Raw genomic sequence first — 6,637 nt, 5'->3', positions numbered from 1 at the left:
CCCCGCCCCGCCCCCCCCCCAATCCGAGCTGATCCGTTCCGATCCGATCCCCCGGCCTCATCCGCCGACCCGACACCCCGACCCGACACCCCGAACCGGGCCCCTGACCCGATCCCCGAGCCGAGAGGACCCCGTGAACACCCCCACCCCCGCCGCCTCGACCCCGACGAGCCCCGACGCCGAGGCCGCGCTGCGCGAGCACCTGGACCGCGCCCGCATCACCGGCCGGGTGGCCACCCCGCGGGAGGACAACCTCGCCCACATCCAGGGCTTCCTGGACGGCGTCGAGCACCTGGGCTTCGGCGTGGTCCAGGACCACCCGTGGACCTGGGAGGAGGTGTTCGCGCTGATGGTGGAGAAGGTCGGGATCGACCCGGACCCGCGGCATCGAGAAGGCCAGGACACGATCGGCGCCCGGCAGTGCGTCACCGCCCTGCGCACCTACCGGCGCCTGCTGCACGAGGCCGTGGACCGCGGCGCGCGCCTGCTGTTCGCCACCGGGCACCCGGCCGGGCTCTACCCGATCTACCGGGAGCTGGCCGCGTGGGCCGAGTACCGCGGGGCCGAGGTGGTGCGCATCGAGGAGGGCATCGCCTTCGACGGCGGGGACCTGCGCCAGATCGAGGGCGTGGTGATGTTCCAGCAGTACGGCTCCCTGGCCCACACCCACCTGCCGCAGCCGATGGGCCTGGTCCTGGAGCAGCTGCGCCGCAGCCCCTCCGGTCTGCCGGACCTGGTGATCGCCGATCACGGCTGGGCCGGGACCGCCGCCCAGGCGGGGCTGGCGACCCTGGGCATCGCCGACTGCAACGACCCGGGCCTGTTCGTCTCCGAGGCCCAGGGTCAGCTGCTGGTGGCGGTGCCGATGGATGACAACGTCCTGCCGCACCTGTACGAGCCGGTGATCCGCTACCTGACCGCACGGGACTGACGCCCGCATCACCCGGGTCCCGGGCGGGCGGGCCCCAGCGGCTCCCTATACAGAGGGGCGGGGGACGGAATCAGCGCGACCCCGCGGGGACCCCGCGGGCCGCGCGATACGGGGCGGTCGGGGACCGCCCGCGTTCCGTCCCGATCGATCGCATCCGGCTTCTTGGGGGAAGAGGTTCCGAAGACCGTGGCACCACGCGCGCACCGGCCGCCGCTGACCGACGGCGACGTCCATCGTATGACCTGGCCGACCAAGGCCGTCCGAGTCCTGGGGGTCACCGACGCCCTGTGCATCATCCTGGCGGTGGTCGTGGCCCAGGCAGTGCGCTTCACGGACGACGGCGCCCACCTGCCCACCACCACCGGGGAGTCCTCGGTCTCCTACACGCTGCTCTCGGCCTGCCTGGTGCTGGCCTGGTGGGGTGCCCTGTGGCTCGGGGGCGCGAGGAACTCCCGGATCCTGGGGGCCGGCAACGCCGAGTACATCGCGGTGGTGCGCTCATCGCTGTGGCTGTTCGCCGCGATCGCGATCGTCTCCTACGCCTTCGCGGTGCCGCTGGCCCGCGGATACGTGCTCATCGCGCTGCCGGTGGGACTGGTCCTGCTGATGCTGGCCCGGTGGGCCTTCCGCGTGTGGCTGGTGCGCCGACGCAGCAGCGGACGCGCCCTGATCCGGGTGCTCATCATCGGCGACGCCCCGTCCTCGGCGCACCTGGCCAACGTGCTGCACGGGGCCTCGGCCTACGGATACAGGCCGGTCGCGGCGTACCTGGCCGGGTCCGCGCCGGGCAGCGTGCTGGAGGAGCACCCCGAGCTGCCCATCCTGGGCTACGCCCCGGACCCGGAGCAGATCATGGCCGCGGTGCAGGAGCTGGCGATCGACGTCGTGGCCGTGTCCACCGGTCACCGGATCAAGCCCCGGCGGATGCGCCGCCTGGGCTGGCTGCTGGCCGATGAGCACGTGGGCCTGATGATGGCCCCGGCCCTGACCGACATCGCCGGGCCCCGCTTCCACACCCAGCCCCTGAACGGGCTGCCGCTGATCCACGTGGGCACCCCGCGCATGCGCGGGCCCGCAGCCGCCGTCAAGCGCCTCATCGACGTCGTGGCCTCCGCCGTCGGCCTGCTGCTGCTCTCGCCGCTGCTGCTGGTGCTGGCCCTGCTGGTCAAGGCGGACTCCCCCGGCGGGCCGGTGCTGTTCCGCCAGGAGCGGGTCGGCTATCAGGGCGAGCCCTTCCGGATGCTGAAGTTCCGCTCCATGGTCCCGAACGCGGAACAGCTCAAGGCCCAGCTGATGGAGCGCAACGAGGGAAACGGCGTGCTGTTCAAGATGGCCGACGACCCGCGGATCACCCGGGTGGGTCGGTTCATGCGCCGGTACTCCCTGGACGAGCTGCCGCAGCTGTTCAACGTGCTGCGCGGGGACATGTCCCTGGTGGGTCCGCGCCCGCCGCTGCGCGAGGAGGTGGAGCACTACGAGCAGGACGTGCACCGGCGGCTGCTCGTCAAGCCCGGCATCACCGGGCTGTGGCAGGTCTCCGGGCGCTCGGACCTGTCCTGGGAGGAATCCACCCGCCTGGACCTGTACTACGTGGAGAACTGGTCCGTGCTCTCGGATCTGCTGATTCTGCTGAAGACCGTGCGCGCAGTGGTCGCCAAGGACGGCGCCTACTGACCATCGGCCAGCCGGCCCAGCACCTCCGGGATCCGCTCGGCGGCCACCGTCGGCGGCACGGGCCCGGGGGCGGCGGTGGAGATCCCGCGCTGCACCAGCAGCCCGGCCGCCGCGACGCCGGCCCACTCGCCGTCGGCTCCCTCGGCCCGGCCCGCCTCGACCCGCGCCCGGTGCGCGGCCAGCCCCGCGCCGAGGATCCCGGAGAGGGTGTCCCCGGAGCCCGCGGTGGACAGCCACGCACTGTTGCCGCGGTGGGCCCACACGGTGCCGTCCGGGGCCGCGACCAGCGTCGTGGTGCCCTTGAGCAGCAGGGTCCCGCCGAGCGCCTCCCGGGCCGCGCGCACCCACACGAAGGGCGCCGCCTCGATCTGGGTGCGGCTCGGGGAAGTCTGCACCTCCTCATCCTCGGGCAGCCCGGCCTCCCGGGCGGCGCGCACCAGGCGCTCCCCGCGTTCCGGGGCGAGCCGGGCCACCCATTCGAGGGCCTGGGCCAGCTCCCCGGCGTGCGGGGTGAGCAGCACGTGCGCGGGGGCCGGGTCGCCGTCGGCGGCGCGGTGGGCCAGCATCTCGATCGCGGCGGCATCGGCCAGCACCGGCACCCCGGCGTCCAGGGCCTGCTCGACCTGGGCCTGCTGGGCCCGGTCGGTGGCACCGGAGCCCACGGCCCAGGCCTGCACCCGGTGGGCCCCGGCGTGCTCGCTGCGCACGGCCTCGGGGGTGCTCACCGCGAGCGCCGAGGCCAGGGCGTCCCCGCCGACGAAGCGGACCATCCCGGCCCCGGCCCGCACCGCCGCGTGCACGCACATCAGGCCGGCCCCGGGGTACTGGTCCGAGCCCGCCACGGTGCCCAGCACCCCGCGGGAGTACTTCTGATCCCCCTCCACCGGCACGGACCAGTACCGGGTGAAGTCCTCATCCTCGGCCTCGCGCAGCGCGGGCGCGGGCAGGTCCGCGCCGATGCCGAGGTCAGCGCAGCGGATCCGGCCCACCAGGGAGGGCTTGGGGGTGGCCAGCAGGCCGGTCTTGATGCCGATGAAGGTCACGGTGGCGTCCGCGGCCAGCACCGGCCCGGCGACGGCGCCGGTGGTGGCATCCAGCCCGGAGGGCACGTCGCAGGCCAGCACCAGGGGGCGGGTCCGATGCCCGGTGCTCCGGTCCCGGGTGCTCTCCCGGATCCGCCGGACGAGCTCGGCCGGGGCCTCGCGCAGCCCGCCGCGACCGCCGGTGCCGAGCATCCCGTCGATGATCAGGTCCGCGCCGACGGCGGCCCGGGCGCTCTCCTGCGCGCCGGCCTCCCCCAGCCCCAGGACGAAGCCGCCGGCACCGCGCAGGGCGGCCAGGCCCTCCTCGTGGGCCTCGGAGCCGGTGAGCACCGCGGTGACGCGGGCGCCGCGGGCGCGCAGCAGGGCACCGGCGTGCAGGGCGTCCCCGCCGTTGTTCCCGGAACCGGCCAGCACCACGACGTCGGCGCCGTAGGCCCCGGAGGGCCGGTGCCGCAGCATCCGGGCGGCCTCGACGGCCAGGGCGTGGGCGGCACGGGCCATCAGGGGCGCCCCGGCGGCCAGGTGGGGCTTCTCGGTGGCGGTGATCTGCTCGGCGGTGTAGGCGTTCAGGACCATGTGGACTCCTCCCAGCGGCGGGCCAGCTCCAGCTCGTCGGGGCTCAGGTGCTCGGCGATCACGGTGGCGACCGCGACCCCGGCGTCGTGGGTGATGGACAGGTGCCAGCGGTTGATGCCCAGCCGCTGGGCGGTCTCCTGCACGGTGCCGGTGACCACCAGGCGCGGTGCGCCGTCGGCGTTCTTGCGCACCCAGCAGTGCTTCCAGATCATCCCGGGCGGGGCGTGCAGGGTCTTGGCGACGGCCTCGCGCACCGCGAAGCGCCCGGCCAGGGTGTGGGCGGGCAGGTCATGTTCCTCGGGGGTGAACAGCCGGTCCAGCAGGCGGGGGGTGCGCTCGATGATGCGGCCGAAGCGCTCGATGTCCACCACGTCCACGCCGGTGCCCATGATCATCGGTGCCCTCCTTGCGGGGTCGGTGCCGTCCCGGGTCCCGCCCGGGGTGGTGCTGCGGATGCGACGGCGCCCGCCGCACGGGTCTCGCGCGGCGGGCGCCGTCGGGGGTGTCGGCTCGTGCGGGTCGGACTACTCCACGGTCACGGACTTGGCGAGGTTGCGCGGCTGGTCCACGTCGTAGCCCTTGGCCGCGGCCATCGCGCAGGCGAAGATCTGCAGGGGCACGGTGGCCAGCAGCGGCTGCATGAGGGTCGGGGCCTGGGGGATGCGGATCACGTGGTTGGCGAACTGCTCCACGGCGTCGTCGCCCGCTTCGGCGATGACGATGGTGATGGCGCCGCGGGCGCGGATCTCCTGGATGTTGGAGACCACCTTGGCGTGCAGGGAGTCCCGGCCGCGCGGGGAGGGCACGATGACGAAGACCGGTTGACCCTCCTCGACCAGGGCGATCGGCCCGTGCTTGAGCTCCCCGGCGGCGAAGCCCTCCGCGTGGATGTAGGCGATCTCCTTGAGCTTCAGCGCACCCTCCAGGGCCACGGGGAAGCCGACGTGGCGGCCCAGGAACAGCACGGAGCCGGCGTCGACCATGTCGGTGCCGAGCTTCTTGACCTGCTCCTCGGCGTCGATGACGGCCTGGACCTTCTCCGGCATGGCCTGCAGCTCCTCGAGCACGTCCTTGATCTCGTCGGCGTACATGTTCCCGCGCAGCTGGGCGAGGTAGAGACCGAGGAGGTAGGCCGCGGTGATCTGGGCGAGGAAGGCCTTGGTGGAGGCCACCGCGATCTCCGGTCCGGCGTGGGTGTACAGGGAGGCGTCGGATTCGCGCGGGATGGAGGAGCCGTTGGTGTTGCAGATCGCGATGACCTTGGCGCCCTGCTCCCGGGCGTGGCGCACGGCCATGATGGTGTCCATGGTCTCCCCGGACTGGGACAGGGCCACCACGAGGGTCTTCTCGTTGACGATGGGGTCCCGGTAGCGGAACTCGTGGGCCAGCTCCACCTCGGTGGGGATGCGGCACCAGTGCTCGATGGCGTAGCGGGCGACCTGTCCGGCGTAGGCGGCGGTGCCGCAGGCGATGACGACGATCTTGTCCACGCTGCGCAGCACGGCTTCGTCGATGCGCAGCTCGTCCAGGGTCAGGCGGCCCTTCTCGTCCAGGCGGCCCAGCAGGGTGTCGCGCACGGCGGCGGGCTGGTCGTGGATCTCCTTGTCCATGAAGGAGTCGTAGCCGTCCTTCTCGGCGGCGGCGGCGTCCCACTTGACCTCGAAGGGCTTGCCCTCGGCGGGCTTGCCGTGGAAGTCGGTGATCTCGTAGGAGTCGGGGGTGATGGTGACGATCTGGTCGTTGTCCATCTCCACCGCCTGCTTGGTGTAGTCGATGAACCCGGAGACGTCCGAGCCGAGGAAGTTCTCCCCCTCCCCCAGACCGATGACCAGCGGGGAGTTGCGCCGGGCGGCGACGATGCGGTCCTCGTGGTCGGCGTGGATGGCCAGCAGGGTGAAGGCGCCCTCCAGGCGCTGGCAGGTCAGCTGCATCGCCCGGGTGAGGTCCTCCTCGGCCTCGTGGGCGTAGATCTCGGCCAGCAGGGTCGCGGCGACCTCGGTGTCCGTCTCGGAGACGAACTCGTAGCCCTTTCCGGTCAGTTCGGTGCGCAGCTCGGAGAAGTTCTCGATGATGCCGTTGTGCACCACGGCCAGGCGCCCGTCCGCGACCACGTGCGGGTGGGCGTTGACATCGGTGGGGCCGCCGTGGGTGGCCCACCGGGTGTGCCCGATGCCGTTGACCGCATCCGGCAGAGGATGGGCCTCCAGCTCCGCGTCGAGCTGGGAGACCTTCCCGGCCTTCTTCCGGGCCTCGATCCGGCCGTCCGCGATGACGGCGACGCCGGCGGAGTCGTAGCCGCGGTACTCCAGGCGGCGCAGGCCCTCGAGGATCACGTCGAGGGCGGTGTACTCACGATCGGCTGCCGCAGGGGTGCCCACATATCCAACGATTCCACACATGCGGGCCAGTTTAT

5 protein-coding genes are annotated in these 6,637 nt (G+C 73.0%); 2 read left to right on the top strand and 3 right to left on the bottom strand.

What is annotated here, in order from left to right:
- Positions 1–190 precede the first annotated feature (190 nt).
- Together KKR01S_RS09705 and KKR01S_RS09700 are read left to right on the top strand one after the other, a co-directional pair.
- Positions 191–931, top strand: a complete 741-nt coding sequence (locus KKR01S_RS09705; RefSeq protein ID WP_099049766.1) for a phosphatase — start codon at positions 191–193, stop codon at positions 929–931.
- A gap of 237 nt (positions 932–1,168) precedes the next feature.
- A complete protein-coding gene (locus KKR01S_RS09700; protein ID WP_061225896.1) occupies positions 1,169–2,605 on the top strand; it encodes a sugar transferase in 1,437 nt (478 codons plus the stop codon).
- Here KKR01S_RS09700 and KKR01S_RS09695 read toward each other — a convergent pair.
- The 3 genes from KKR01S_RS09695 to glmS form a co-directional block, all read right to left on the bottom strand.
- The gene (locus tag KKR01S_RS09695) at positions 2,599–4,224 is read right to left on the bottom strand and encodes an NAD(P)H-hydrate epimerase (protein ID WP_061225895.1); all 1,626 of its coding nucleotides are present in this window, start codon (positions 4,222–4,224) and stop codon (positions 2,599–2,601) included. The two genes, KKR01S_RS09700 and KKR01S_RS09695, sit on opposite strands and share 7 nt — an antisense overlap.
- On the bottom strand, positions 4,215–4,619 hold the full coding sequence (locus KKR01S_RS09690) for a holo-ACP synthase (RefSeq protein ID WP_061225894.1): 405 nt from the start codon (positions 4,617–4,619) through the stop codon (positions 4,215–4,217). Before KKR01S_RS09690 ends, KKR01S_RS09695 begins: the two co-directional genes overlap by 10 nt.
- Positions 4,620–4,748: 129 nt before the next feature.
- Positions 4,749–6,623: a glutamine--fructose-6-phosphate transaminase (isomerizing) gene (gene glmS, locus KKR01S_RS09685; protein WP_061225893.1), complete on the bottom strand. Its 1,875-nt coding sequence runs from the start codon at positions 6,621–6,623 to the stop codon at positions 4,749–4,751.
- Positions 6,624–6,637 lie beyond the last annotated feature (14 nt).

This window comes from Rothia kristinae NBRC 15354 (assembly GCF_001570865.1).
Taxonomy (GTDB): domain Bacteria; phylum Actinomycetota; class Actinomycetes; order Actinomycetales; family Micrococcaceae; genus Rothia; species Rothia kristinae.
This window is presented reverse-complemented; position numbering and strand designations above follow the sequence as displayed.